This is a genomic window from Baekduia soli (assembly GCF_007970665.1).
Lineage (GTDB): Bacteria > Actinomycetota > Thermoleophilia > Solirubrobacterales > Solirubrobacteraceae > Baekduia > Baekduia soli.
Genome location: NZ_CP042430.1, coordinates 5,111,504 through 5,135,911, shown reverse-complemented (window position 1 = coordinate 5,135,911; position 24,408 = coordinate 5,111,504). Strand labels below are relative to the sequence as shown.

Below are 24,408 nucleotides of genomic sequence, written 5' to 3'. Positions count from 1 at the left end.
CTCCGGATGGTCGGGTGGCGCATGGGCTCCTCCTGCGGGGGCTCGTGGACGACGTGCATCTTACTGACCGACCGATTGTTTGATTCAGGCACTTCCCGCACGGTAGTGTTGCGGGTGCATGCGCACGACCGCGATGACCCCCGTCGCCGCCGGGACCGACGTCCTGTTCGAGCCGCTGCGGCTGGGGCGCCTCGTGCTGCGCAACCGGCTCATCATGGCGCCGATGGGCACCTGCCTGGACGAGAGCGGGCACATCACCGACGAGACCATCGCCTACTACGTGCGCCGCGCGCGCGGCGGCGTGGGCACGATCACCGTCGAGGGCTGCCTCGTCTCGGCCGACACGGTCGGCCCCGAGCCCAAGATCTGCGGCGAGGAGTACCTCCCGGGCCTTCGCCGCCTGGTGCAGGCGCTGCGCCCGCACGACGTCACGATCGGCGTGCAGCTCATGCACCCGGGCCGCCAGGTCGTGGAGGGCCCGACCGTCGCGCCCTCGCCGGTGCCGCTGAACTCCCACGCGCCGGTGCCCCACGAGCTCGACGAGGCCCAGATCGCCGCGATCGTGGAGGACTACGCCCGCGCCGCCGGCCTGGCGATGCAGGCGGGCTTCGACTTCGTCGAGGTCCACGGCGCCCACGGCTACCTGCCGTCCAACTTCCTCTCGCCCCTGGACAACCGGCGGACCGACGGCTACGGCGGCGACCTCGCCGGCCGGGCGCGCTTCTCGCGCGAGGTCGCACGCGCCATCGTCGCCGTGGGCGGCGACGCCCTCCCGCTGGTCTGGCGCATCAACGGCGAGGACGCGGTGCCCGGCGGCTTCGCGATCGAGGACGCGGTCGCCGTCTCGCGCCGGCTGCAGGACGACGGCGTGGCGGCGATCTCGGTCACCGCCGGGACCTGGCACACGCTGCACGTCACGCTGGCGCCCATGTTCGTCCCGCGTGGGCACATGGTGCCGCTGGCCGCCGCGGTCAAGCAGGCCGTCGACGTGCCCGTCATCGCGGTCGGGCGCCTGGACGACCCGGCCCTGGCCGCCCACGTCGTCGCCTCCGGCGAGGCCGACCTCATCTGCCTGGGCCGGGGCCTGATCGCCGAGCCCGACTGGCCCGCGAAGGTCCGCGACGGACGCCTCGGGGAGGTCCGGCCGTGCATCGCCTGCAACGCCTGCGTCGACCTCGTCGGCCGCGGCGAGCACGCCCGCTGCGCCGTCAACCCCGAGGCCGGCCGCGAGCTCGGGTGGGCCGTGGAGCCGGCGGCCGCGCCGCGGCGCGTCATGGTCGTCGGCAGCGGGCCGGCCGGCATGGAGGCCGCGCGCATGGCCCGCGTGCGCGGCCACGAGGTCTCGATCTGGGAGCGCGACGACATCCTCGGCGGCAAGCTCGAGGTCGCCGGCCTGGCGCCGTCCAAGGGCGAGGTGCTGCGCTTCCGCGACTACCAGGCGCGCCGCCTGGTCGAGCTCGGCGTACAGGCCCACACGGGCGTCGAGGTGACGGCCGACGTCGTGGCCGCCGAGGCGCCCGACGTCGTCCTGGTCGCCACGGGCGCCGAGCCGCTCATCCCGCCGATCCCGGGCCTGGGCGCCGCCCACGTGCACGACGCGCTCGAGCTGCTGCGCGGCGACGTCGCGGTGGGCGCCGGCGACCGCGTCGTCGTCATCGGCGGCAGCGCCACGGGCTGCGAGACGGCCGAGCTGCTCAGCGCCGCCGGCGCGCAGGTCACGATCCTCGAGATGCGCGGCGGCATCGGCTTCGGCATCGAGGCCATCACGCGCCGCCACCTGCTCCGCACGCTGCGCGAGGACGGGGTGACCCTGCTGACCCGCGCCAAGGTCGTGATGGTCGAGAACGACGACGTGCTCTACGAGGACCCCGAGGGCGAGGTCCACGCCGTGCCGGCCGACCGGGTCGCCCTGGCGCTGGGGTGGCGCCCGCGCGGCTCCGCGCTCGCGGAGGCGCTGGGCGACGGCGTCGAGGTCGTCGTCCTGGGGGACGCGTCCGAGCCGGCCGACTTCGTGCACGCCATCAACGCCGGCGCCGACGCGGGGCTCGCGCTGTGAGCCGCCCGGCCCTTCCCTTGCCGCGACACCACAGGAGGACCCGATGACGACCCAGGGCGCGCTGCGCGACGACCTGCTGGACCCCGAGCTCAACCACGATCCGTGGCCGTTCTTCGCGCGCCTGCGCGAGGAGGACCCGGTGCACTACAGCCCGGCCCACCGCGCGTGGATCGTCACGCGCTACGACGACGTCGTCGAGGCACTCGGCCACCCGGCGCTGAGCTCGGACCGCGTCCGGCCGCTGCTCGACGCCCTCACGCCCGAGAACCGGGCGAAGGCCGGCGGCGTGATGGCCCAGATGGCGGAGTGGATGGTCGTCACCGACCCGCCCGCGCACACCCGGCTGCGCCGCCTGGCGACCAACGCGTTCCACCCGCGCAAGGTGGTGGCCATGGAGGGCCGCATCCGCGAGCTCGTCGACGGCTACCTCGACAGCTTCATCGCCTCGGGCGAGCAGGACCTCATCGCCGCCTTCACGTTCCCGCTGCCGGCGACGCTGATCTCCGAGCTCATCGGCGCCCCCTCCGAGGACGCCGACCGGTTCAAGGACTGGTCCAACGACCTGGCGCTCGTGGCCTTCGGCGCGGGCGGCGAGGGACGCGACGACCGCCACGCCCTGGCCGAACGCTCCATCGCCGAGATGTTCGAGTACTTCGGCGTGCTCATCGAGAAGGCGCGGCGCGAGCCCGGCGAAGACATGATCTCCGACCTCATCGCCGGCGACGGCACGGAGGAGAACCTGACCGACGACGAGATCCGCTCCATGTGCGCGCTCATGCTCTTCGCCGGGCACGAGACGACGACCACGACGATCACCTCGGCGGTCAAGCTGCTCATCGACCACCCCGACCAGCTCGAGCTCGTGCGGGCCGACCCCAAGCTCAGCGGCAAGGCCGTCGAGGAGTCCCTGCGCGTCGAGGGCGCGATCAAGATCCTGCACCGCTGGGTCATCGAGGACTTCGAGCTGCGCGGGAAGACGATCCGCAAGGGCGACCGCGTGCTCGTCTCCCCGGCGGCCGCCAACCGCGACCCCGAGAAGTTCCCCGATCCCGACCGCTTCCTGATCACCCGCAGCCCGAACGCCCACGTGGCCTTCGGCAAGGGCGTGCACGCGTGCATCGGCGCGATGCTGGCGCGCATCGAGATGCGCGTGGCGATCGCGCGGATCGTCGAGCGCCTGCCCGGGCTGCGCTACGCGGAGGGCGCGGCGGAGCCCACGTGGGTGCCGAGCCTGGCCGCCCGCGCCCTCACCGAGCTGCGGATCGAGCACGATGCCACGCTGTGACGTCGTCGTCATCGGCGCGGGCGCCGCGGGGCTGACCTGCGCGGCCCTGCTGGCCAAGGAGGGCAAGCAGGTCGTCCTCTGCGAGGCCGGGCCCTACCTCGGCGGCCGCGGCATGGCCGTGCCCGAGGAGGGCTTCAAGCTCAACCTCGGCGGCCACCTGCTCGAGGACACCGGCTCGGGCATCACGAAGGTCTTCGAGCACGTCGGCAAGACGCTCGTGCACGGCGCCAAGTCCTCCGACATGATCGTGTGGGACCACGACCAGCTGCGGTGGGGCTCGATCCGCGACCGCTACTCCGGCGGCAAGGAGGAGCTCAAGAAGGTCATCGGCGCGCTCATGGACACCACCTACGAGGAGCTCGAGCGCTGGGACGACCGCCCGCTGCGCGAGTGGCTGCGCCAGCATACGCACGACCAGGGCGTCATCGACCTGTGGGAGTTCCTCGCCGTCCTGGAGTGCATGACCGACGAGTGGTACGACCACTCGGCCTCCGAGAACCTCTTCGTGCGCAAGATGCACTACGAGGAGGCCCGCATGGCGGGCTACTCGTTCTGGCCCGGGCAGGGCTGGGACGGGATGTTCGAGGACCTCCGCGACGCCGTCGTCGAGCACGGCGGCGACGTGCGGATGCGCACGCCCGTGGACTCGGTGCTCATCGAGGACGAGGAGGTCAAGGGCGTCGTCCTGGGCGGCAACAAGATCATGCCCAACGAGTTCCTGGAGGGCGAGGTCCTCGAGACCGACTGCGTCATCTCCACGCTGCCGGTCTGGAACGTGCTGCGCGTCGTGCCCGAGTCGGCGCTGCCCGACTGGTACACGGCCCAGATCCGCTTCCTGGCCCAGGACCACCTGCGCATCTCGTGGCTCGGCCTGTACCTGGCGACCCGGGACGAGGTCCACATCAACAGCGACCGCGAGCTGGCGACGTGGCTGCACACGCCGCGCGCGGGGGTGTCGGGCTTCATGTTCAACCAGTCGGCGATGGACCCGACCAGCGCGCCCGAGGGCGTCAACCTCGTCGTCGCCGGCGGCATCATCCCCGGCGAGAAGGCCAAGGATCCCGGGTACCTCACGCGGCAGTTCGAGGCCTTCGAGGCCGATCTCAAGGAGATGTACCCCGGGCTGCGCAGCGCCTACTGGCGACGGCGCCACCTCGTGCACGACCCGTCGTTCGGGGTCATCCAGAAGCCCGGGCTCGTCGGCACGTTCCGCCCGCACTGGCGCGCGCCCAACGTCGAAGGTCTGTACTTCGCCTCCGAGACGTTCCGCTCGCGCGGGATCGGCGTCGACCGCGCGGCGCGCGCGGGGCTCACCGTCGTGGAGGACATCCTCGGCCGCCGCCTGGAGGGCTTCGGCTGGCGCTACTGAGCCCGGCGCGGCGCGCGCTGGTAGAGCTCGACGTGGTAGCCGTCGGGGTCCTTCATGTAGACGGCCTTGGCCCCGGTGTGCGGGCCCGCGTCGATCGTGACGACCTCCGTGCCGCGCGATCGGTACCCCAGGCCGACGAGGTGCGCGTGGAGCGCCTCGAGGTCCTCGGCGTACAGGCACATGTGACCGGCGCCGAAGTCGCACGGGCGCGCCGAGGCCGGATGGCGCTCGAGGTCGTAGAACTCGAACAGCTCGACGAGCGCGTCGCTGCCCGGCACGCGCAGGAACACGACCCGGACCTTCTCGGTGTGCATGCCCCAGATGCGGTGCGCCGACGGCCCGCCCGTGATGTCGTCGGAGGCCACCTCGAGGCCGAGAGCGTCGCGGTAGAAGGCCAGCGAGGCCTCCATGTCGGAGACGGTCACCCCCGCGTGGAAGAAGCCGCTGATCCTGCCGTCGGTGCCGGTCATGGCGCGTCCCCTGTCGTCCGGTAGATGTAGGTGTCGTCGGCGGTGCGCTCGCGCGCGACCGCGCCGCGCCGGCGCAGGTGGGCCAGGTGCGAGAGCACCTCGGTGAAGCGGCCGATGGCGTTGGCATGGGTGTTGCCGCCGAGGTGCTCGACCAGTGCGTAGGCGCCCGACGGCGCCTCGGCCACCGCCCTCAGCACCTCTTCGCAGCGGGTGCTCAGGCCCTCCCGGTGCATCTCGACGACGGCGCCCAGGTCGTCCAGCGGCCGGCCGTGGCCCGGCATCGCCCAGGCGATCGGTCCGAGCGCGTCCAGGCGGTCCAGCGAGGCCAGGGTCTCGCCCAGCGGGTCCGGGCTGAGCCCGTAGTCCAGCCAGGGGGAGAAGACCGTGCACACCAGGTCGCCCGTGATCGCCAGCCGGTGCTCGCGCTGGACCAGACAGGTGTGTGACGTCGTGTGGCCCGGGGTCTCGATGACCTCCCAGTCGCCGAGCACGGACGGCAGGCGCACGCCCTCGACGAGCTTGTGGTCGATCGGCACGATCGCCATCGTGCCCACGACCTCCTCGTCGACGCTGGCGTAGTCGTCCAGGATCGCCTCGGGCACGCCCTCCTGGCGGGCGCGGCGCTCGCGCGCCGCGTAGACGCGCTCGGGCTCGCGCAGGATGCCGTAGTACCACTGCTCGGCGGCCGGGTGCGCCCAGAACTCCGCCCCGCCGGCGGCCACGACGTGGGCGGCCTGGCCGAGGTGGTCGGCGTGCGCGTGCGTGGCGACCATCGCGCGCACGTCGGCCAGCGTGTGCCCCGTCTGCGCGACGGCGGCCTCGAGCGCCACGGCGCACGTCGGGTCGCCCGCGATGCCGCAGTCGGCGAGCATGATCCCGTCGTCGCGCTGCACGACGTAGGCGTTGGCGTGCGAGATCCCCGGCAGCGCCAGCGGCAGCCGCAGGCGCCACACGCCCGGCACGACGAGCCGGGCGCCGGCGGCGGCCGGGTCGACCGCCCAATCGGCGGGGGGCGGGCCGCTCACGGGGCGGGCGGTCCCCCTTCCGCGGCCGACCGGTAGCCGTAGCTGCCGTCGGCGGCCTCCTCGCGGACCACCTCGCCGCGGTGGCGCAGGTGGGCGAGGTGGGCGAGCACCTCGGAGAACTGGCCCGCCAGCCAGCGGTCGGGGACGTCGGGGCACAGGTGCGTGGTCAGCGCGTAGGCCCCGGTCGGCACGTCGGTCACGGCGTCGCGGACCTCCTCGATGCGCCGGGCGAACTGCTGGCGGTGCTCGTCGATGACCGCGCCGAGGTCGGGCAGCGGCCGGCCGTGGCCGGGCAGCGCCCACGCCATCGGGCCCAGCGCCTGGATGCGGTCCAGCGAGGCGAGGATCTCCGTCGTGGGGTCGGCGCTGAAGCCGTAGTCCAGCCACGGGCTGAACGCGAAGCAGACGAGGTCGCCGGCGCAGACGAGGCGGTGCTCGCGCTGCACGAGGCAGACGTGTGAGGCCGCGTGCCCGGGCGTCTCGACGACCTCCCAGTCGCCGAGTGCGGACGGCAGCCGCACGCCGTCGACGAGCACGTGGTCGACGGCGACGGGCGCCAGCGTGGCCTGCACCTCCTCCTCGGCGGTGGCCACGGCGAACAGCCGCTCCTCGGGGACGCCCTCGCGCCGGGCCCGGCGCTCCCGGGCGGCGTGGAAGCGGTCGGGCTCGCGGACGATGTCGAAGAACGAGGCGTCGGTGGCGGGGTGCGCCCAGACCTCGGCGCCGGCGTGACGCACGAGGTGGGCGGCCAGCCCGACGTGGTCGGAGTGGCCGTGCGTCGCGGCGACGACCCGCACGTCCGGCACGCCGTACCCGGCCTGGGCCAGTGCGGTCTCCAGCGCGGCCAGGCAGGTCGGGTGCCCGGCCGAGCCCGTGTCGACGAGCATGATGCCGTCGTCGCGCTCGATGGCGTAGGCGTTGACGTGGTCGACGCCGGGCCAGGCCAGGGGGAGGCGCAGGCGCCAGACGCCGGGCACGACGAGGCGGGCCCCCGCGGCATCGGGGTCCACGGCCCAGCTGGTGGGGGCAGGTCCGGTCATGTGCGGCGTCCGACGGTCATTCTTCGACCAATCGATCGGTTGGTGCAGACCCTAGCGGATCGCATCCGCCCGTCCCCGCGGTCAGGGCCGGCGCCCCGCGGGCGCGACGTGGGCGCTGCGGCGCAGCGGGCCCGCCGCGCGGTCGCCGCCGCGCAGCAGCCAGGCGACGTGGGCCTGGTGCTCGACGGCCTGCGCGATCGCCAGCGCCTCGTCGAGGTCGGCGCCGACGGTCACCGCGCCGTGGTGGCCGAGGAGCACCGCGCGCGCGTCGCCGAGGACGTCGACGGCCGCCCGGGCCAGCGCAGCCGACCCGGCCGGCGCCGGGCGCGAGGTCCGGATCTCGCCGATCGCGTAGTAGTCCATCTCCTCGGTGCGCGGGCGCAGCGGGAGGTCCAGGAAGCTCCAGGCCGTGGCGTGCGGCGTGTGGGTGTGAACGAGCGCGCGGGCGTCGGGGCGCGCGGCGTAGATCGCCAGGTGCAGCGCCAGCTCGCGTGACGGGCTGCGCGTGCCGCGTACGACCGCGCCGTCCAGCCCTACGGTCACGAGGTCGCGCCGGCGCATCGTGGCGTAGGCGGTGCGCGACGGGGTGATCACGATCCGGTCGCCGCGCCGGACGCTCACGTTGCCGGTCGTGCCCGTGACCATGTCGCGGGCGGCCAGGGCACGCCCGGCGGCCAGGACCTGGCGCTCGGCCCGGGCGCGGGGGGTCGTCAGCACGGCGCGCACGCGCGCACGCTACCGCGCCGGAGCCCGCGCCGGGTGCGAAGGTCGTCCGATCCACGCCGGGACCGATACATTCCTCAATCGATCGATTGGTCGAATCCGACGAGGAGCGCGATGTCCCCGATCCCCCCAACCGGCACCGGGCGCCGATGACGCCGCTGCCGGCGGTTCCGCCCTCACGGCTCGCCGAGGCCGTCACCGCGCTCGCGGGCCGCGCCGAGCCGCCCGAGCTGCGCGCGCAGCTGCACGCCCTGGCCGGCCTGGTCGCCAACCTCGCGCCGGCGCCCGCGCCGGCGGCCGCGCCCGGTGCGCAGCGCGACGCGCTCGAGGCCGCGCTGCTCGAGGCGCTGGACCGCGCCGACGAGCCGGCCGTCCTCGCCGCGATGCGGCGGCTGGCCGCGGCGGACCGCGCTCCCGTGCACCCCGTCGACTGGTCGGCTGCGTCGCGTGGCTGACGAGGACGTCGCCGGCGCGCTGCAGGCCTGGCTGGCCGCCCGGGGCGAGGACGCGGGTGTCCGGTGCACCGGCCGGGCGACCGTCGGGCTCTCGCAGGACACCTGGTTCGTGCGCGTCGACCGCGAGGGCGCGGCGGTCGACGCCGTCCTGCGGCTGCCGACCCCCGCCTCCGGCCCCCGGGCGATCCGCACCCAGCGCGCCGCGCTGCAGGCCGTCGCGGGCCGGGTACCCGCCCCGGGGCTGCTCTGGCACGACGACGGCGACGACAACCCGTTCGGGCGCCCGTTCCTGGTCATGGAGCGCATCGCGGGCACGGTGCCCGTCGGCTGGCACGACCTCGGCGAGCCCGAGCGCGCCGCGCTGGCCGCCGACGCGGTCGACACGCTGGCCGCGCTGCACCGCATCGCGCCCGGCGACCTCGACGCCCCGGAGGTCGGCCCCGGCGAGGCGCCGACCGAGCTCGAGTTCTACGCGCGGCGCCTGGAGCGCCTCGGGGAGCTGCCCGCGGTGCTGCGCGGCGCGCTCTGGTGGCTGGCGCGCCACGAGCCCGCTCCGCTGCGCAGCGCCCTGGTGCACGGCGACTTCCGCATGGGCAACATGATCGTCGCCGACGGCCGCCTGGCCGCCGTCCTGGACTGGGAGATGGCCGGCGCCGGCGACCCGCTGTCGGACCTCGCGTGGTGCTTCATCCCCGTGTGGGAGCCCGCCGGGGTCGACGAGGCGGCGCTCGTGGAGCGCTACGCGCAGGCCACCGGCGCGCCGGTGGACGCGGGGCGCCTGCACTGGCACCGGGTGCTCGGCTACGTGCGCTGCGCCTACTACAACCTGGCGGGCGTCCGGGCCTTCGCCCGCGGGCACTCCGACGACCTGCGCCTCGCCGCCCTGGCCCACCAGCTGCCCGTGCACCTCGACCGGCTGGCTGCGACGCTGGCCGGGGAGGCCATCACGTGACCGACCGACGAGGAGCCACCGCATGACGATCTGGGCCCACGCCACCACGATGGGCGACCTGCTCATGCGCTCGGCCGAACGCCGGCCCGACCACGACGCGCTCGTCTTCCCGGGCACCCGCTTCACCTACGCGCAGGTCCGTGAGCGCGCGCTGTCCCAGGCGCGGTCGCTGGCGGCGCTGGGCGTCGGGCCCGGCGACCGCGTCGGGCTGCTCATGCCCAACTGCCCGGACTTCGTGTTCGCGTTCTTCGGGATCCAGCTGCTCGGCGCGGTCGCCGTGCCGATCAACACGCGCTTCCGCGCCCGCGAGCTGCGCTACGTCGCCGACAACGCCGACCTCGTCGTGCTGCTGACGAGCGACATCGTCGACGACGCCGTCGACTTCGTCGCGCGGCTGACCGAGGCGCTGCCCGGGCTGCCCGAGGCCGCCGACCCGCTGGCCCTGGCGCTGCCCGAGGCACCGCAGCTGCGCACGGTCGTGCTCGTCGGCGACAAGGAGCCGGCGGGCCTGCTGCCGCGCCGTGCGTTCGAGGCTCTGGCCGACCGCGTCGGCGAGGCCGACGTGCTGGCCGCACGGGCGCGCGTGCGACTGCGCGACGTCGGGATCATGCTCTTCACCTCGGGCACGACGGCCGAGCCCAAGGGCTGCCTGCTGACCCACGAGTCGATCGTGCGCGGCTGGAGCGCGGTGGCGTCCATCCTGCGCATCACGGAGGACGACCGGATCTGGGACGCGCTGCCGCTGTTCCACATGTCGTGCCTCGGGCCGCTGCTGTTCGCCTTCGACCTCGGCGCGACGCTCATCTCCATGCCGCACTTCGAGCCGGGCGCGGCGCTCGAGCTCATCGCCGCCGAGCGGGCGACCTGGCTGTACTCGGTCTTCCCGCCGATCGCGATGGGGCTGATCAAGCACCCCGCCTTCGCCACGACCGACCTCTCGCGGGTGCGCGGCCTGCTCAACGTCGCGCCCGTCGACACGCTGCTGCTCCTCCAGGAGGCGTTCGCCCCGGCCGTGCAGATCGGCGGGCACTTCGGCATGACCGAGTGCTCCGGGCCCATCACCTGCAACGAGTGGGACGCCACGCTGCACCAGCGCACGGCCACGTGCGGCGCGGCCATCCCGGGCATCGAGGTCCGCGTGGTCGACCCCGAGACCGAGCAGCCCGTGGCGCCGGGCGTGCCCGGCGAGCTGCAGATCCGCGGCAGCTGCCTGTTCGAGGGCTACCACAAGGACCCCGAGAAGTCGGCGGCCGTGCTCACCGAGGACGGCTGGCTGCGCTCGGGCGACAGCGGCACGATGGACGCCGACGGCATGGTGACCTACACCGGCCGCATCAAGGACATGATGAAGGTCGGAGGCGAGAACGTCGCGCCCGCCGAGATCGAGTCCCACCTCTCCACCCACCCCGACATCAAGCTCGTGCAGGTCGTCGGGGTGCGCGACGAGCGCCTGGACGAGGTGCCCGCCGCGTTCGTCGAGCTCGTTCCCGGCGCCACGATGACCGCGGGCGAGGTCGTCGCGTTCTGCGACGGCCAGATCGCGAGCTTCAAGATGCCGCGCCACGTGCGCTTCGTGACCGAGTGGCCGATGTCGGCGACCAAGATCCAGAAGTTCCGGCTGCGCGAGCAGCTGCTCGCCGAGCTGGCGCCCGCCGAGCAGGAGACCCGCGCGTGACCCTCGGCGACCTGCTCGCGGAGGCCGCCGCACGGGCGCCCGCCCTGGATGCCGTCGTCTTCCCGGACGAGCGCCTGGACTTCGCGGCGCTCGCCGCCCGCGCCGGGGAGCTGGCCCGTGGCCTCATCGGCCTCGGCGTCGCCCCCGGCGACCGCGTCGGGATCCTGCTGGCCAACTCGCCCGACGGCGCCGTCCTGCTCTTCGCCTGTGCGCTGGCCGGCGCGGTGGCCGTCCCGGTCAACACCCGCTACCGCGCCGTCGAGCTGCCGTTCGTGATCGCGGACGCCGGCCTGCGGATCGTGGTGACCAGCGACCGGATCGACGAGCACGTCGACCTGGCCGGCCTCCTGCACGAGGCGCTGCCGGGGCTGGCCGATGCGCCCGACCCCGCGGCGCTGGAGCTGGCCGGGGCGCCGGAGCTGCGTTGCGTCGTCGCGCTGGGCGCGACGCCGCGCGCCGGGCTGCTCGGCGAGGACGACCTGACCGCCCGCGCCGTGGCCGTGGCGGGCGACGACCTCGCGCGCCGCGGGGCGGGAGGGGCGCTCGGCGACGACGCGCTGCTGCTGTACACGTCGGGCACCACGGCCTCGCCGCGCGGCTGCCGGATCAGCCACGACGCCATCGTGCGCAACTGGACGATGGTCGCGGGCGTGCTCGGCCTCGGGGAGGGCGACCGGCTGTGGGCGCCGTGCCCGCTCTTCCACCTCGCGGCGATCGGCCCGCTCGTGTCCTGCGTGCGCACCCGTGCGGCGTTCGTCAGCGACACGTGGTTCGAGCCGCGCCGGGCCCTGGACCTCGTCGTGGCCCAGCGCGCCACGCACCTCTATCCCGCCTACCCGCCGATCACGCAGAGGCTGCTGGCCCAGGAGGGCTTCGACGCCGCGTCGCTGACCGCCGCGCAGGTCATCGTCAACGTCGGGCCGCCCGACCTGCTGCGCCAGATGCAGGCGGCGCTGCCCGGGGTGGTCCAGCTCTCGCTCTACGGCTCGACGGAGGGCGGCGGGGCGATCACCTACGGCGCGCTGGACGAGGACCTCGAGACCCGCATCACGACCTGCGGGCGCCCGCTGCCCGGCACGGAGGTGCGCATCGCCCAGCCGGGAACCGACGCGCCGCTGCCCGCCGGGCAGGAGGGCGAGATCCAGGTCCGCAGCCCGGTGCTCTTCGGCGGCTACGCCAACGACGAGGCCAAGACGGCCGCGGCGTTCCACGCCGAGGGCTGGTATCGGACCGGCGACCGCGGCGCGCTGGACGACGCCGGGCGGCTGCGGTTCCTCGGGCGCCTGAAGGACATGCTCAAGGTCGGGGGCGAGAACGTCGCGCCGGCCGAGCTCGAGTCGCTGCTGGCGACCCATCCCGCCGTCAAGCTCGTCCGGGTCGTCGGCGTCCCCGATCCGCGCCTGGAGGAGGTGCCGGCGGCGTTCGTCGAGCTGCGCCCGGGCGCGCAGGCCACCCCCGAGGAGCTCATCGCGTTCTGCCGCGAGCGCATCGCCCGCTTCAAGGTGCCGCGCCACGTCCGGCTCGTCACGTCTTGGCCCATGTCGGCCACCAAGATCCAGAAGGGCCCGCTGCGCGACGGCCTGGTGGCCGAGCTGGGGCCGGCGCCCTAGGCTCGGCCCGTGGGCGTCGAGACCCCGCAGGCCGAGCAGGTCGCATCCGAGCCACGCCGCGCGCGGTCAGGAAGCGCGTGGCGAGGACGCAGGAGTCCGGGAGGTAGAACTGCCGCGCTCGCCGTCGAGGATCGCGACGAAGGCGCTGGGCGAGTCGAAGCGCGGGACGCAGAGCCAGTCGACGGTCCCGTCGGCGGCGACGAGCGCGGCGGTGCGCAGGTCGCCGATCAGCCCGTGCTCGGCGATCTCCGGCGGGGCGTCAGCCATCGTGGTCGGGCAGGCGCCACCCCGTCGGCGCGGCCAGGTCGCGGGCCTCGTCGGGGCCCCAGGACCCCTGGGCGTAGGGGATCGGCGCCGGCGGGTCGGCCAGCAGCGGCGCTGCGAGCTCCCACAGGCGCTCGACCTCGTCGGCGCGGGCGAACAGGAGCTGGTCGCCGAGCATCACGTCGCGCAGCAGGCGCTCGTAGGCCTCCAGGCCCTCCTGGTCGAGCTCGCGCTGCACGTCGAGGGTCAGCGGCGCGCGCGTGACCTCCAGGTCCGGGCCCGGCGCCTTGACCCGCAGGTCGACGGCCACCCTCGGGTCCTCGGTCAGCTCGAGGACGATCTCGTTGGGGCGCGCCGCGCTCGCGTCGCCGGCGGTGAAGATCCTGTGCGCGGGCTCGCGCAGCGTGAGCGTGACGGTCCGGCGGGTCTGCGCCATCGCCTTGCCGGTGCGCAGCAGGAACGGCACACCCGCCCAGCGCGGCGCGCGCGAGTGCACCCGCAGCGCGGCGAACGTCTCGGTGGCCGAGTCGCCCTCCACGCCGGCCTCGTCGCGGTAGCCCTCGAACTGGCCGAAGACCGCATGGGCGGGCTCGAACGGCGCCAGCGCGGCGAACGCCGCGGCCTTGGCGTCGCGCAGCGCGCCCGCGTCGAGGCGCTCGGGCGCGTCCATGGCCACGAAGCCCAGCATCTGGGCGAGGTGGGTGACGACCATGTCGCGGAAGGCGCCGGTCTCCTCGTAGAACGACCCGCGGCCCTCCAGCCCGAGCTCCTCGGGCACGTCGATCTGCACCGAGGCGATGTGCTCGGCGTTCCAGATGGGCTCGAACAGGCCGTTGGCGAAGCGCAGCGCGAGGATGCCCTGGGCGGCCTCCTTGCCGAGGAAGTGGTCGATGCGGAACACGTCCTCCTCGGCCACGTGCTCGTGCAGCGCGGCGTTGAGCTCGCGCGCGCCGGCCAGGTCGGCGCCGAAGGGCTTCTCCATCACGACGCGCGCGTCCTGCGCGAGGCCGGTGGCGCCGAGCATCGCGACCATCGGCCGCATGGCCGACGGCGGGACCGACAGGTACAGCATCGTCCGCGCGCCGTCGCCCAGCTCGGCGCGGGCCTCACGCACCGCGGCGGCCAGGTCGCCGCCGTCGTCGGCCGAGGAGGCCACGAACGACAGCCGCGGCGCGAAGTCCGCCCAGCCCTCCTCGGTGACGTCGCCGGCGGCGTGCTCGTCGAGGGCCTCGCGGACCTCCTCGGCGAAGTCGCCGTCGGGCGCGTGGCGTCCGGAGCCGATGATCCGGAAGTCCTCCGGGAGCAGGCTCGCGCGCGCGAGGCGGTAGAGGCCCGGCAGGAGCTTGCGGCGGGCGAGGTCGCCGCGGGCGCCGAACAGGACGACGACGTGGGGGTCGGGGCGCTGGGCGGAGTCGGGCACGAGCGTGGTCACGTACCCGTCCGCGCGGGCGCCGACGCCCCCGGGCGCGAGGTGGGCGCGGTCTAGGGTGTTCGCCAGCGCACGGGCCCGGGCGATGACCGGGCCGCCGGCCATCCCCACCGACAGGAGCCCCGCATGAACGACGACCAGACCTACGCCACGGGCGAGAAGATCCGCCGCGAGGTGCTCGGCGACGAGCACGTGGACCGGTCGGTCGGCACCGCGACGCCGCTGACCGAGCCGTGGGTGCGGTTCATGACCGGCCACGCCTGGGGCTCGGTGTGGAGCCGCGAGGGCCTTGACCGGCGCACGCGCAGCGCGGTCACGCTCGGCGTGCTCGTGGCGCTCGGCCATGAGGCCGAGCTGGCGCTGCACCTGCGGGGCGCCCGCAACAACGGCATGACCGTCGACGAGATCCGCGAGGCGCTCATGCACGCCTCGGTCTACGCGGGCGTCCCGGCGGCCAACGCCGCGTTCGCGGTCGCCAAGCGCGTGCTGGCCGAGGACGAGGGCGCCGCCCCCGCCGGCGGCTGACGGCCGCCCGGCGGCGCCCGGCCCCGCGTACCCGATCGGGTGACGCGGGGCAGGGCGGAGACCACGTCCGTCGGCGAGCTTGTATACCCGTCCCTGTCCATGCGCGTCACCCGCACCTTCGCCTTCCTCGACCTCAGTGGCTTCACGGCCTACACCGAGGCCGCGGGCGACGACGCCGCCGTGGCCGTGCTGGCCCAGCTGCGGGCGCTGCTGCGCGCAGAGGCCGAGCGATGGGGCGTTCGCGTGACGAAGTGGCTGGGCGACGGCGTGATGCTCTCCGGCGTCGACGCCGACGCGGTGGTCGCCTGCTGTGCCACGGTGCGCGACGAGGTCGCCGCCGGCAGCACGCTCCCGCTGCGCGGGGGCATCGCGGGCGGCGCCGTGATCATGTTCGAGGGCGACGACTACGTCGGGGCCGCGGTCAACATGGCCGCCCGCCTCTGCCACCACGCCGAGCCCAACCAGCTGCTGATCTCGGCCGCGACGGCCGCCGAGCTCTCCGGCGCCGTCGCGATGCGCGAGCTGCCGAGCGCGCGCCTCGGGGGCTTCGACGCACCGGTCCCGGTGCGGGAGATCCTGGGCCCGCGGGCCCAGCAATCGCTCAGCGCGGTCTGAGCCCGCGTCCATCCGGCCCACGCACACTCCCGTCATGTCGTCCCCCCGCCCCCTGTCCGGATGTGAGGACCGCCGTCGCCGGGCGGCGGTGCCCGGGATCGTGGCGCCGCGGCGTGCGCGGTGCCGGCGGCCCGCGCGCGACCGCGGGGCCGCGGCCCGGATCGCCTCGCTGCTGGACGAGTCGCGCGTCTACCTCGGCGTGCGCGCGACGGAGGGCGCCGGGGTGACCGTCGTCGGGCCCGGCCCGCAGGACCGCGCGGCGCTCGACGTGCCCGGCGCGCTGTGGGGCCGTCCCGGCCCCGGCGCCGACCGGCTCGCGGCCGCGCTCATCGACGATGCGACGGGCCGGGCGCCCGACGCCGCGACGGCCTCGGCCTTCGCGGGCGAGATCCTCGGGAGGCTCCCGCCGGGTGGCTTCGCGCTGTCGGCGGTCGAGATCCGCGCGTGGGTCGTGCTGCACCGGGTGCGCCCGGGCGCACCGCGCGGCTGAGCGGCGGTCGCCGGCGCCGCGTGGCGCGTCGGTGGGGCATGACCCCACGTTCGCGCCATCCGACGGGCCACCCGGTGCAGGCCGCCTCAGCGCCGGCGCCGCTACGGTGCGCGCACGATGGCCGCGGCCCCGTCCAGGACCCCCGACCGCCTGCGCGCACGCGACGGCGGCGAGCAGGAGATCACCGCGGTCGAGCTGTTCTTCGACCTCGTCTACGTCTTCGCCGTCACGCAGCTGTCGCACCTGCTGCTGGACGACCTGACCTGGGCCGGCGCGGGGCGGGCCGTGTTCCTGCTGGCGGTCGTGTGGTGGGCGTGGATCTACACGACCTGGATGGTCAACTGGTTCGACCCGCGCACGGCCGAGGTGCGCGCGGTGATGCTCGGCGCGATGTTCGCGAGCCTGCTCATGGCGGCCGCGCTGCCCGAGGCGTTCACGCGGCACGGCCTGCTGTTCGCCGCGGCCTACGTCGTCCTGCAGGTCGGGCGCAACGGCGTGGGGATGGTGCTCCTGGACCCGGCCCATCCCCTGCGGCGCAACTTCGAGCGGATGCTGGCCTGGAGCGTGGCGGCCGCGGTGCTGTGGCTGGCCGGCGCGCTGCTGCTGGACGGCGACCGGCGCCTGCTGCTCTGGGGGCCGGCGCTGGCGATCGACGTCGCGGCGCCGCTGGCCCGCTACTGGATCCCCGGCCGCGGCACGTTGATGGAGATGGGCCACCCGCTGCACGGGGGGCACTTCGCCGAGCGCTTCCAGGGGTTCATCATCATCGCGCTGGGCGAGTCGATCGTCGTGACGGGAGCGACGGCCGCCGAGGCGGGCCTGACGGCGACGGTCGTCCTCACGTTGTTCGTGGCCTTCCTGGAGACCGCGGCCTTGTGGTGGCTGTACTTCGGGCTGACGGCCGACGGCTCGCTGCGGCTCATGCGCGAGCACGACGACGCCGTCATGCTCGCCCGCGACGCCTACACCTACCTGCACCTGCCGATCATCGCCGGGGTGATCCTCGCGGCCGTGGGCGACGACCTGCTCATCGCCCATCCGCACGAGGCGCTCAGCACCGCCGGGGCGCTCGTGGTCGTGCTCGGTCCGGTGCTGTTCCTCGCGGGCGAGCTCGCGTTCCGCTGGCGCATGATCGCCCAGGGCAACCCGCCGCGCCTGGTGGCCGTCGTCGTCCTGCTCGTGCTCCTGGCGCCGGCCACGGCGATCTCGGCGCTGGCGATCAGCGCGATCGTCACGGCGCTGCTGACGCTGCTCGGGTTCTGGGAGCTGTGGGCGATCAACCGCCGCCGCGCGGCCGCCGCCGCCCCGGGGACCGCCGCCTAGGCCTCGCGGTGCTCGCCGACCCAGTCGTCGAGCACCTGCCACTGCGCGTACAGCCACCGCACGAGCTCGTCGCGCTCCGCCGGGACCGAGGCCGCCGGGTGGCGCCAGAAGCGCACCCGCACGGTGCGCCCGACGAGCGCGCCCGACCAGATGTCGGCGATGTGCTCGAAGCCGTCGAGCCCGACGTGGCCGCAGAACACCACGTCGGTGCCCCGGGCCTCCTCCAGCAGCGCGATCGCACCGCCCAGCCGCGGTGGCAGCACGTGGTGCAGGCCGGCGGCCAGCGGCGCGATGTCCGGGCGGCTGCGGGCGATGGCCTCCTGGGCGGCCAGCAGCTTGGCCGGCGTGTGGCGGGTGCCCTCGGGGTAGATGAGCACGCCCTCGTGCGGGTCGAGGTCGATCGCCAGGCGCCGCAGGTCCAGCAGCTCGCCCGCCGTGTCGCCCGAGCCGCGGCGCACGAAGTTCGTCGGCACCCAGCGCCCGCCGATGTCGATCGTCGGCAGGACCTGCAGCTCGCGCTTGATCACGAACCGCAGCCCGAGGCCGTGGGTGCGCCCCACGAGCGCGTCGGGCAGCGTGTTGTCGATGATGCTCGCGTGGCGCATGAGGATGAGCACGGGCCCGGGCGCGACGTCGCCGAGCCCCTCCACCTCGAAGCGCAGCCCGAACAGGCGCGCCACGCCGTCCAGGTGCCCGCCGGCCCACTGCTGGCGCAGGCGGTAGACGCGGAAGCGCCGCCGGCGGGTGTCGCGGCCGCCCGACGCCAGCCCCGCCAGGGCCAGTCCGGCCACCCCGCGCAGCTCGCCGAACAGGAACCACCAGGCCATCGCCACGAGCCGCACCCCGACCCACGGCCGGCGCCGCAGGGCCCAGCGCACGAGGTCGACCGCAGCGGCCGCGCCGAGCAGGAACGGGAACGCCAGCGTCACCAGGCCGAAGGCCACGGTCTCCACCGCGATGCCCTTCGCCCGCCGCGCCCAGCGGGCGTTTCGCGGTCCCGGGTCGGGCAGGAGCGGTCCCAAGGACCCGACGCTACCGATGCCCGGGGGAGCGTGCGGCGGCCGGGGGGATACGTCGGGGCCTCCACGGGGAACCCTGGCGGCGATGGCCACCGCCGACGACCCCGGATCCGCGGCCGCCGTCGCCTTCGCGCTCGAGCGCCTGGAGGCGAGCGCCGACGGACTGCTCGAGATCACCGGCACCTGGAGCGGCGTGCGCGGCATGCGCTTCGTGCGCCCGGCGCTGCTCGTCGACGACGCGGGTCGTGAGCGCACGCTGCTGGCCACCCTGGACCACAAGCCGTGGGCTCCCGACGGACGGCCCTGGCGCGCCGCCTTCCCGTGGGACGGTGGCCGGCTCGATCCCCGCCGTGCCCAGCTCGCCGTGGCGCCCAGCATCGTCGTGCCGCTCGACGGCGCGGCCGGCCCGCCGCTCGCCGACCCACACGCGGCCGACCGCCGCCGGCTCGCCGAGGCCCAGGAGCGCATCCGCCGCCTGGAGTCCGAGGTGGCCTTCCTGCGGCGCGAGCGCACGGCGGTCGCACCGGCCCCGGCGCCCGTGCCCGCACAGGGGCCCGCGGCACCGGCACCGCCCCCGGCGCGCGACCCCGCGGTGGCCGACCTGACCGCCCAGCGCGACGCGGCGATCGCCGAGCGCGACGCCGCGCGCCGCGAGCGCGACGCCGCCCGCGAGGAGCTCCAGGACCGGCGCCGGCGACTGCAGGCCGCCGAGCGGCAGCGCGAGGAGGCCGCGGCGCGGGCGGCCGAGGCCGAGCACCGCCGCGACGCCGTCTCCGGCGAGCAGGACGCGCTGCGGCGCGAGCGCGAGCAGGCCGACCGCGAGCGCGCCCGCGTCGCCCGCGAGCTCGAGCAGGCCCGGGGCGACCTCGAGGTCGCGCGCACCGAGCGCGAGGCGGCGCTCGAGCGCCCGTCGGGCGCCGTGCCGCTGGCCGAGATCGCCCGCCGCCGGCGCCAGGACGACCACGGGACCGACACGGCCCGCGCCGACCGCGCGGCGCGGATCGCCGCCATCGTCGCGGTGCTCGTGCTCCTCGTCCTGCTCGTCACGCTGCTCAAGGCGCTCTGAGGAGCCGCGCGCCCCGCCGCCGGGCTCACGGGGCCAGCGCCGCGTCGAGCACGTGCTCGAGCTCCTCGCGCAGCCGCGCGGCGGGGACCTCCTCGTCGATGCCGGCCGACAGCACGAAGGACTGCGTGATGAGCAGGACGACCTGGCCCAGGACACGCGGGTCGCCGGCGCGCACCGACCCGTCGGCCTGGCCGGCCGCGATGTCGCGAGCGGCCAGCGCGACGGCCGTGCGCTGCGTCTCGCCCATGCGCCCCAGCACGTAGGGCAGCAGGAGCTCGGGCTCGGCCTCGATGATCTTGTTCATCAACGGGTGCTCGCGCAGGGCGTCGACGACGGCCAGGATCCGGCCCACCGCACGGCGGCGGCCGTCGGCCCCGTCGACGCGCTGGGCGATCTCGGCCATGGCCACGCCGAACTCGCGCGTCATGAGGTCGCGCAGCACGGCGTCGACGTCGGGGTAGCGGCGGTAGACCGTCATGCGGCTCACGCCCGCGCGGCGCGCCACGTCGGTCAGGGTCGTGCGGCGGATCCCGAAGTCCAGGACCGAGGACCGGGTCGCATCCAGGATCGCCTCCGTCGTCGCGTCGCTCACGCCGGCGAAGCTTGACGACCCGCGGCGACGAGCGCCTCGACGGTCGCCCGTGCGCGCTCGCGGTGCTCGGCCACCAGGCCGATGCGGGTGCGCCGGTCCAGCACGTCGTCGGCGTCCAGCGCGCCCTCGGCGCGCACGGCGTGCAGCACCTCGACGCCGAGCACGTCCAGGCCGCCGGCCACGGGCTCCAGGAGGGCCGGGTCGCCGCCGGCCAGGGCCAGGATCGCGGGCGCCTCCGTGCCGTGGCGGTCGACGAGCCGCGCGGGCGCGCGTACGGCGGCCAGCGCCGCCCGCGGCGCGGCGCCGACGAGGGGGACGCGGGCCGTCCGGCACGCGCCGGCGGGCAGCCCGCCGGCCGCGACCGCGGCGTCGACGGCGTCCTGGGCCATGCGCCGGTAGGTCGTGAGCTTGCCGCCCACGACGCTGATCGGCCCGCCGGGGATGGTGATGACCGCGTGCCGGCGTGAGACGTCGGAGGTCTGGCCGGCACCGCTCCCGGTGTCCTCCAGCAGGGGGCGCAGGCCCGCGTAGGCGCCGAGCACGTCGGCGGCCTCGAGCGGGACCTCGAGCGCGGCCGACAGGGTCGTGAGCAGGTAGGCGGCGTCGGCGGCGGGCGGCTCGGGGACGTCGGGGACCGGCCGGGCGCCTCCTCGTCGGTGACCCCGACGTAGGCCAGCCCGCTGCGCTGGAGGATCGCGAACACCCAGCGGTTGCGCTGCCCGGGCACCGGGACGTTCAGCGTGCCCTGCAGGCCGCCCAGGCGCGCGGTGTCGACGACGAGGTGCGTGCCGAGGCTCGGCCGCAGCCGCAGGCCGGCGGCCAGCTCGCCCGCCCACACGCCGGTCGCGTTGACGACCGCACGGGCACGCACGTCGAACCGCTCGCCGGTCAGCTCGTCCTGCAGCCGTGCGCCGTCGCCGGTGAGCTCCAGCGCCGCGCAGCGGGTGACGACGTGCGCGCCGTGGGCGGCGGCGGTCCGGGCGATCGCGACGACCAGGCGCGCGTCGTCCTCGACCTGGGCGTCGTGGGAGAGCAGGCCGCCGCGCAGGCCGGCCCGCCGGACGCCGGGGGCGTGGCGCAGGACGCCGTCGATCCCCAGGCGGCGCGAGCGCGGCAGCTCGCGCGCGCTCGTGTCCGCCGCCCGGCGCAGTCCGTCGCCCAGCGCCAGGCCGATGCGGGTGATGCGCTCCACGCGCGTGTCGACGTCCGGGGTGAGCGGGACGACCTGGGTGATCGGCCGCACGAGGTGCGGCGCCGTGGCGGTGAGCAGGATGCCGCGCTCGCGCGCGCTCTCCATCGCGATCCCCACCGCGCCCTGGGCGAGGTAGCGCAGGCCGCCGTGGATGAGCTTGGAGCTCCAGCGGCTCGTGCCCCATGCGAGGTCGCGGCGCTCGACGAGCGCGACGCGCAGGCCGCGCGTGGCGGCGTCCAGCGCGACGCCGGCGCCCGTCGCACCGCCGCCGACGACGAGCAGGTCCAGCGCCGCGCCGTCGCGCAGCTCCTCGAGGGCGAGGGACCGCCGGGAGGCGTTGAGCGCGGCTAGTGACATCTGGTCATTGAATGTAACATCGTCTCTCACGATGAGCGAACCCGTCGCCGCCCCCAACCCCGCCGCGCGCTGGGCGCCGCCGGGGTCCGAGCCGCTGCTGGACCCCGGCCTGCGGGCGCTGCTGCGCCAGGCGCTGGCCATCGACGCCGAGCCGGGCGCCGTGCCCGAGCCCGTGCCGCCGCCGTCTGCCCTGCCCGGCGACGCGCACGCCGCGCTGGAGGCCGTCGTCGGCGCCGCGCACCTGCGCACCGACGACGCGGCCCGAGCGGCGCACGCCAACGGCATGTCCTACCTCGACCTCGTGCGCCGGGCCACCGGCGCGCCGGTCGCCCCTGACGCCGTCGTGCTGCCGGCCGGCCACGACGAGGTCGCCGCGCTGCTGGCGGCCTGCGCCGCGCACGACGTCGCGGTCGTCCCGTTCGGCGGCGGCACGAGCGTCGTCGGCGGCGTGCGCCCGCTGGCCGGCGCGCATAGCGCGGTCATCGCCCTCGACCTCTCGCGCCTGGACGCGCTGCTGGACCTCGACGAGGTCTCCTGGACGGCGACGCTGCAGGCCGGCGTGACCGGCCCCCGCGCCGAGGAGCTGCTCGGCGCGCGCGGCTTCACCCTCGGCCACGTGCCGCAGAGCTTCGAGCGGGCGACGATCGGTGGCTACGCCGCCACGCGCTCGGCCGGCCAGCTCTCGACGGGCTGGGGCCGCTTCGACGACCTCGTGCAGCGCCTGCGCGCCGCCACGCCCGCCGGCGAGCTGCGGCTCGGGCGCGGCCCGGGCACGGCGGCCGGCCCGGACCTGCGCCAGCTCCTGCTGGGCTCCGAGGGCGCGTTCGGCGTGATCACCGAGGTCACCCTCGCCGTCCGCCCGGTGCCGGAGGTCCGCCGCCACGAGGCCTGGCGGGTCGACGACCTGGCCACGGGGCTGGCCGTCCTGCGCGAGCTGGCCCAGGCCGGCCCGCGCCCCGACCTCGCCCGCCTGTCCGACGAGACCGAGACCGCGATGGGCGTGGCCACGGGCGGCGCCCCCGCCGCGGGCTGCCTGCTGCTGGTGGGCTGGGAGGCGGGCGCGGAGGACGTGGCGCGCCGCAGCGCCGCCGCGCACGCGATCCTCGAGCGCGTGGGGGCGCGGCCCGAGGGCGAGGAGGCCGCGCACGCCTGGCGCGAGGGGCGCTTCCGCGCGCCCCGCCTGCGCGACGAGCTGCTGGCCGCCGGCGTGCTGGCCGAGACGCTGGAGACCGCCACCTCCTGGCGTGCGCTGCCGGCGCTGCACGCCGAGGTCGGCGCGGTGCTGCGCGACGCGCTCGGGCCCGAGGGCGTGATCGTGGCCTGCCACGTCTCGCACCTCTACGCGACGGGGGCGTCGCTGTACTTCACGGTGCTGGCGCGCCGCGACCCCGACGACCCGGTCGGGCAGTGGGAGCGGGCGAAGGCCGCGGCGACCGGTGCGCTGGCGCGCGCGGGCGCGACGATCACCCACCACCACGCGGTCGGGACCGACCACGCGCCGTGGCTGGGCGCCGAGGTCGGCGACCTCGGCGTCGAGGTGCTGCGGGCCGTCAAGGCCCGGCTCGATCCGGCCGGGATCCTCAACCCGGGCAAGCTTCTGGGCTGACGCCGCCCGGACGCACCCGTGCCCGGGCCCGCCATGCGGCGGACCCGGGCGTCCATCGGGTCCTACTCCTGCGCGTCCTCGTCGCCGGACGGCTCGTCGCCGGCCAGCAGGCGGTAGAGGCCGCGGCGGGCGTCCTCCAGGATGCGCCTGGCCTCGCCCAGCTGGGCCTTCGTGCCGGTCTGGGCGACCTGCATCGAGGCGACGGCCAGGGCCTGGCCGGCGTGCCGCAGCTCGTGCAGCTCGGAGGGGACGCCCTCGCCGACCGTCTCCCACGGCGTGCCGAAGCGCTCGCGGTGCTCCTCGACGTGGGCGCGGCCCTCGTCGGTGAGCTCGAACTGCTTGCGGCCGCCGTGCTCGACGGCACGGACGAGGCCCTCGTCCTCGAGCTGGGCGAGCGCCGGGTAGACCGAGCCGGGACTCGGCCGCCAGACGCCGCCGCTGCGGGCCTCGAGGTCCTGCATGAGGCCGTAGCCGTTGCGCGGCTCCTCGGCCAGGAGCAGGAGCGCGGCGGCGCGGATGTCACCGCGCCGGGCCCGACGGCCGCGGCCGCCGCGGTGGGGGGGCCGCCGGGCCCGAAGCCGAAGCCGGGTCCGAATCCGGGCCGCCCGCCGGCGCCCGGGCCGCCCGCCCCCATCATCGCGAGCCACTCGGGGAGGCCGGCGCGGCGAGGACCGCCGCGCCTGTGGTGGCAGTGCCCTCGTGGCGCTGCGTACATGGCACCGGTCATGTGGTGCTCCCTTCAGTAGGTCATATCGACAGAACATCACGATATATCGTGAATGTTCGGTTGTCAAGACACCGGCGGCGTACGGCTCACCCACTCGGGACCTCGCGGTACGTGAGCACGAGGCGCCCGAGCACGACGACGTCGCCATCGCGCAGGTCGGCGTGCAGGACGCGGCGCCCGTTGACGAAGGTGCCGTTGGCGCTGCGGTCGTCGAGGATCCTGGTGCCCACCCGGCGCTCGTGCAGGATCGCGTGGCGGCGTGAGACGGTCTGGTCCTCGAGACGCAGATCGGCGCCGAAGCCGCGGCCCACGTGGGTCGTGCCGCGCCGCAGCGGGAGCAGCAGCCGCTCGTCGCCGTCGTCGACCTCGAGGTAGCGGCCCGGGGCGGGACGCTTGACGGTCACGGCGTGGCGGCGCTCGCGGAAGCTGACGCGGGGGAGCGTGTCGAGCACCGCCGTCTCGACGTCGGCGCCGGCGAGGGGAGGCGGACTGGAGGCCATGCCACCACTTCAGCGCGCGAACCTGAGGAGAACCTCAACGCCT

Annotated in this window: 23 protein-coding genes and 1 pseudogene; 13 read left to right on the top strand and 11 right to left on the bottom strand. The window is 75.7% G+C overall.

The features are described from left to right. The first annotated feature begins 118 nt into the window (after positions 1–118). The 3 genes from FSW04_RS25010 to FSW04_RS25000 are packed head-to-tail and all read left to right on the top strand — an operon-like array spanning position 119 to position 4,710. Positions 119–2,056, top strand: a complete 1,938-nt coding sequence (locus tag FSW04_RS25010) for an oxidoreductase (RefSeq protein WP_146923233.1) — start codon at positions 119–121, stop codon at positions 2,054–2,056. Positions 2,057–2,099: 43 nt separating this feature from the next. Beyond that, entirely contained in the window at positions 2,100–3,341 is a 1,242-nt protein-coding gene (locus tag FSW04_RS25005) for a cytochrome P450 family protein (RefSeq protein WP_146923231.1), read from the top strand. Further along, positions 3,328–4,710, top strand: coding sequence for a phytoene desaturase family protein (locus tag FSW04_RS25000; RefSeq protein ID WP_146923229.1), 1,383 nt, complete (start codon positions 3,328–3,330; stop codon positions 4,708–4,710). Before FSW04_RS25005 ends, FSW04_RS25000 begins: the two co-directional genes overlap by 14 nt. Here FSW04_RS25000 and FSW04_RS24995 read toward each other — a convergent pair. The 4 genes from FSW04_RS24995 to FSW04_RS24980 all read right to left on the bottom strand — a co-directional run bounded on the left by FSW04_RS24995 (position 4,704) and on the right by FSW04_RS24980 (position 7,971). Beyond that, positions 4,704–5,180: a VOC family protein gene (locus FSW04_RS24995; RefSeq protein ID WP_146923227.1), complete on the bottom strand. Its 477-nt coding sequence runs from the start codon at positions 5,178–5,180 to the stop codon at positions 4,704–4,706. The genes FSW04_RS25000 and FSW04_RS24995 overlap by 7 nt on opposite strands. After that, complete coding sequence (locus tag FSW04_RS24990) at positions 5,177–6,205, bottom strand: MBL fold metallo-hydrolase (protein ID WP_146923225.1); 1,029 nt, start codon at positions 6,203–6,205, stop codon at positions 5,177–5,179. Before FSW04_RS24990 ends, FSW04_RS24995 begins: the two co-directional genes overlap by 4 nt. Beyond that, a complete protein-coding gene (locus FSW04_RS24985) occupies positions 6,202–7,245 on the bottom strand; it encodes an MBL fold metallo-hydrolase (RefSeq protein WP_146923223.1) in 1,044 nt (347 codons plus the stop codon). The genes FSW04_RS24990 and FSW04_RS24985 overlap by 4 nt, the downstream gene beginning before the upstream one ends. Positions 7,246–7,326: 81 nt before the next feature. Further along, positions 7,327–7,971, bottom strand: coding sequence for a class II aldolase/adducin family protein (locus FSW04_RS24980; RefSeq protein ID WP_146923221.1), 645 nt, complete (start codon positions 7,969–7,971; stop codon positions 7,327–7,329). Positions 7,972–8,117: 146 nt separating this feature from the next. Between FSW04_RS24980 and FSW04_RS26630 the strand changes: the two genes are divergently transcribed. The 4 genes from FSW04_RS26630 to FSW04_RS24965 are packed head-to-tail and all read left to right on the top strand — an operon-like array spanning position 8,118 to position 12,660. Then, positions 8,118–8,423, top strand: a complete 306-nt coding sequence (locus tag FSW04_RS26630) for a hypothetical protein (RefSeq protein WP_187369089.1) — start codon at positions 8,118–8,120, stop codon at positions 8,421–8,423. Next, positions 8,416–9,375: a phosphotransferase family protein gene (locus FSW04_RS24975; protein WP_187369088.1), complete on the top strand. Its 960-nt coding sequence runs from the start codon at positions 8,416–8,418 to the stop codon at positions 9,373–9,375. Before FSW04_RS26630 ends, FSW04_RS24975 begins: the two co-directional genes overlap by 8 nt. A gap of 22 nt (positions 9,376–9,397) precedes the next feature. Next, positions 9,398–11,050 carry an AMP-binding protein gene (locus tag FSW04_RS24970; protein WP_146923217.1) on the top strand — a complete coding sequence of 551 codons (1,653 nt, stop codon included), beginning with the start codon at positions 9,398–9,400 and terminating at the stop codon, positions 11,048–11,050. Continuing rightward, positions 11,047–12,660 (top strand): class I adenylate-forming enzyme family protein, encoded by a 1,614-nt coding sequence (locus FSW04_RS24965; RefSeq protein WP_146923215.1) that lies wholly within the window; start codon positions 11,047–11,049, stop codon positions 12,658–12,660. Before FSW04_RS24970 ends, FSW04_RS24965 begins: the two co-directional genes overlap by 4 nt. A 66-nt stretch (positions 12,661–12,726) precedes the next feature. Here the strand turns inward: FSW04_RS24965 and FSW04_RS24960 are convergent, their stop codons facing one another. Further along, positions 12,727–12,927, bottom strand: coding sequence for a trehalase-like domain-containing protein (locus tag FSW04_RS24960; RefSeq protein WP_146923213.1), 201 nt, complete (start codon positions 12,925–12,927; stop codon positions 12,727–12,729). Beyond that, positions 12,920–14,458 carry a glucose-6-phosphate dehydrogenase gene (gene zwf / locus FSW04_RS24955; RefSeq protein ID WP_146923210.1) on the bottom strand — a complete coding sequence of 513 codons (1,539 nt, stop codon included), beginning with the start codon at positions 14,456–14,458 and terminating at the stop codon, positions 12,920–12,922. The genes FSW04_RS24960 and zwf overlap by 8 nt, the downstream gene beginning before the upstream one ends. 21 nt (positions 14,459–14,479) lie before the next feature. On the opposite strand from zwf, the gene pcaC reads away from it, so the two are divergent. The 4 genes from pcaC (at position 14,480) to FSW04_RS24935 (ending at position 17,306) form a co-directional block, all read left to right on the top strand. Continuing rightward, entirely contained in the window at positions 14,480–14,878 is a 399-nt protein-coding gene (gene pcaC / locus FSW04_RS24950) for a 4-carboxymuconolactone decarboxylase (protein ID WP_146923208.1), read from the top strand. A gap of 99 nt (positions 14,879–14,977) precedes the next feature. Further along, positions 14,978–15,493, top strand: a complete 516-nt coding sequence (locus FSW04_RS24945) for an adenylate/guanylate cyclase domain-containing protein (RefSeq protein WP_146923206.1) — start codon at positions 14,978–14,980, stop codon at positions 15,491–15,493. A 34-nt stretch (positions 15,494–15,527) separates the two neighbouring features. Beyond that, positions 15,528–15,983: a hypothetical protein gene (locus tag FSW04_RS24940; RefSeq protein ID WP_146923204.1), complete on the top strand. Its 456-nt coding sequence runs from the start codon at positions 15,528–15,530 to the stop codon at positions 15,981–15,983. A 117-nt stretch (positions 15,984–16,100) separates the two neighbouring features. Next, entirely contained in the window at positions 16,101–17,306 is a 1,206-nt protein-coding gene (locus tag FSW04_RS24935; protein WP_146923202.1) for a low temperature requirement protein A, read from the top strand. Here FSW04_RS24935 and FSW04_RS24930 read toward each other — a convergent pair. Continuing rightward, a complete protein-coding gene (locus FSW04_RS24930) occupies positions 17,303–18,328 on the bottom strand; it encodes a lysophospholipid acyltransferase family protein (protein WP_187369087.1) in 1,026 nt (341 codons plus the stop codon). The two genes, FSW04_RS24935 and FSW04_RS24930, sit on opposite strands and share 4 nt — an antisense overlap. Before the next feature lie 82 nt (positions 18,329–18,410). On the opposite strand from FSW04_RS24930, the gene FSW04_RS26625 reads away from it, so the two are divergent. After that, on the top strand, positions 18,411–19,391 hold the full coding sequence (locus tag FSW04_RS26625; protein WP_187369086.1) for a hypothetical protein: 981 nt from the start codon (positions 18,411–18,413) through the stop codon (positions 19,389–19,391). A gap of 25 nt (positions 19,392–19,416) precedes the next feature. Here the strand turns inward: FSW04_RS26625 and FSW04_RS24920 are convergent, their stop codons facing one another. Both FSW04_RS24920 and FSW04_RS28825 read right to left on the bottom strand, forming a co-directional pair. Then, positions 19,417–19,983, bottom strand: a complete 567-nt coding sequence (locus FSW04_RS24920) for a TetR/AcrR family transcriptional regulator (protein ID WP_146923196.1) — start codon at positions 19,981–19,983, stop codon at positions 19,417–19,419. Continuing rightward, positions 19,980–21,532: pseudogene (locus FSW04_RS28825) on the bottom strand (glycerol-3-phosphate dehydrogenase/oxidase). The gene FSW04_RS24920 and the pseudogene FSW04_RS28825 overlap by 4 nt, the downstream one beginning before the upstream one ends. Positions 21,533–21,563: 31 nt before the next feature. Between FSW04_RS28825 and FSW04_RS24910 the strand changes: the two are divergent. Then, complete coding sequence (locus FSW04_RS24910) at positions 21,564–23,138, top strand: FAD-binding oxidoreductase (protein ID WP_146923194.1); 1,575 nt, start codon at positions 21,564–21,566, stop codon at positions 23,136–23,138. 62 nt (positions 23,139–23,200) lie between these two features. Here the strand turns inward: FSW04_RS24910 and FSW04_RS28215 are convergent, their stop codons facing one another. Together FSW04_RS28215 and FSW04_RS24900 are read right to left on the bottom strand one after the other, a co-directional pair. Further along, entirely contained in the window at positions 23,201–23,599 is a 399-nt protein-coding gene (locus FSW04_RS28215; RefSeq protein WP_321167677.1) for a PadR family transcriptional regulator, read from the bottom strand. A 352-nt stretch (positions 23,600–23,951) separates the two neighbouring features. Continuing rightward, a complete protein-coding gene (locus FSW04_RS24900; protein WP_146923192.1) occupies positions 23,952–24,365 on the bottom strand; it encodes an FHA domain-containing protein in 414 nt (137 codons plus the stop codon). Positions 24,366–24,408: the final 43 nt, after the last annotated feature.